This is a genomic window from Verrucomicrobiia bacterium (assembly GCA_035765895.1).
Taxonomy (GTDB): domain Bacteria; phylum Verrucomicrobiota; class Verrucomicrobiia; order Limisphaerales; family DSYF01; genus DSYF01.
Window position 1 is genome coordinate 1 of record DASTWL010000025.1, and the last position, 2051, is coordinate 2051.

Below are 2051 nucleotides of genomic sequence, written 5' to 3' on the forward strand. Positions count from 1 at the left end.
CAGCAGACAAAATTCCACCTCGAAATGCTGGTTGACGATGGCCGCGCCTTTCTTGAAGAACAAGCTGTCGCCGCGTTTGGCCGCCCAGACGCCGTCGGCCGTTTCCCAGGTTTTTTTGCCGGAAATCACGTTCACCAGATAATCGTTGCGCGCCCACATCCCGACCCGCTCATGGCCGATGCCGCAGGTGTATTCGGCGAAAAGAAAATCCCCGATCTCGAGCTTGTTGATGCCCGGATTCTGGCGGACGGCTTCGTATAGATCCAACATGCGACGTGGCCGAATCGTCGCGGGGGATTCATCGCGCGGTTCGGAACCACTGACAAAGTAAGCGAATCTTCAATAAGAACAACAAAAACTCTGCATAAGTGCGCGGCTGCGTGGACCGGTGGCTGGCCGACCAATCTACCTGAAAAATCGTGGTTGAACTACCAGGCAACACAGCCCGTGGCCTGCGATTCGGGCTTTGAAGTGGTGCACCCATGAGGAGTTGAACCTCAAACCTGCTGATCCGTAGTCAGCCGCTCTATCCAATTGAGCTATGGGTGCAACCAAAAGGAGTGACACACTACCTGTCTCAATCGCTTGGCGCAAGATTTTTCAAGCGTCCGTTTTGGACGGCGATTTGACTTAAAAAGAATGTTACCGAAGGAGGGGCATGAGGTTTCTGGGGAAGCCCCTGTAAGCTCAAAATGGGTGTTACCGAACCATGGACACGAAAATGAGCGAAATCACACGTCAAGAAGTGCTGGCCAAGAAGCGGGAACGCTACGCGCGGGCTGGCAAGAAACACAAAGGTAAAATCATCACCGAACTGGTCGAGTTGTTCGGCTATCATCCCAAGTCTGCCATTCGTGCGCTGCGGCCCCGCAAGGTCAGCGCGGGGCCGTTTGTGCGGGGTCGGCCCAAGGAATATGCCCCGGCCAAACTGCTGCCGCCGCTCAAGGCCATCTGGCTGGCGGCCCTGCAACCGTGCGGCGAACGGCTCAAGGCCTGCCTGACCGAATGGCTGCCCGCCTACGAGGCGGATCACCGGCGCCTCGACGCCGACGTGCGCGAGTCGTTGCTCGCCGCCAGCCGCGCGACGCTGGACCGGCTGCTCATCCCGGCGCGGATCGCCCATCGTCGCCGCGCCACCACCCGCCCGGGCAATTGGCTGCGCCAGGGCATTCCCATCCGCACCGAGTGGGCGGAACAGGCGCCGGGCTTTTTGGAACTGGACACCGTGGCGTTGTGCGGCGGCGCCTTGGATGACCGGCACGGCTGGATGTTTTCGGGCGTGGACATTCACACGACGTGGAGCGTATTGAGAGGCTTGCCCAACCGCAGCGAAGCCAGTGTTTGCGGGCAGATGGGTGATGTCCAAGCGCGGCTGCCCTTCGCCCTGCGCGGGGTGGACAGCGACAACGGCGGCGAGTTCATCAACCATCAACTGGCGAAGTATCTGACGGAACGCACGCCGCCGGTGGCCTTCACGCGATCGCGCCCGTATCGCAAGAATGACCAGGCGCACATCGAGCAAAAGAACTTCACGAATGTGCGGCAATGGTTCGGCTACGAACGCTACGAACATCCCGACGTGTGGCCGCTGGTCAACACGCTGTGCCGGGGCGCACTGGATCAACTGCTCAACTACTTCCTGCCGACGATGAAGCTCGAAAAGAAGGAGCGCGTCGGCAGCCAGACCGTGCGGCACTACGGCGTGACGCAGACGCCGCTGGCGCGGGTGCTGGCCTGCGCCGAGGTGACGGCGGAAACGAAGGCACGGTTGCAACGGGAACGGGCCGCCCTGAATCCGTTTGCGGTGCGACGAGAAGTGGACCGGCAGTTGAAAGCCATCGAAGCGAGCCGTCGCGCCACCGCTTGACCCGGAACCGGAATCCCGCTACAAAAAAACCCCCAAGAAAACGGGAGCAAGGGAAGCCGGACTGCCACCGTGCCCCGGTTTCCTTTGTTCTCATGTTGGGGACAAATTGGGTAACACCACTTTTGAGCCACCGGACACCGTTCCGACATCTTCTTCGGTAACACCTATTTTTGAGTGCAGGCGC

Annotated in this window: 2 protein-coding genes and 1 tRNA gene; 1 reads left to right on the plus strand and 2 read right to left on the minus strand. The window is 60.1% G+C overall.

The genetic code is table 11. The features are described from left to right. Positions 1-270, minus strand: a 270-nt coding sequence (locus tag VFV96_05560) for an AraC family transcriptional regulator (GenBank protein ID HEU5069868.1), incomplete at its 3' end; no start/stop codon positions are given. Positions 271-472: 202 nt separating this feature from the next. After that, positions 473-549, minus strand: a tRNA-Arg gene (locus VFV96_05565). Between the two features lie 172 nt (positions 550-721). Here VFV96_05565 and VFV96_05570 point away from each other — a divergent pair. After that, complete coding sequence (locus tag VFV96_05570) at positions 722-1867, plus strand: integrase (GenBank protein HEU5069869.1); 1146 nt, start codon at positions 722-724, stop codon at positions 1865-1867. The last annotated feature ends 184 nt before the right edge of the window (positions 1868-2051 follow it).

Coding starts and splice junctions, on each gene's coding strand:
- VFV96_05570 (HEU5069869.1), top strand. CDS start 722: ATGAGCGAAATCACACGTCAAGAAGTGCTGGCCAAGAAGCGGGAACGC.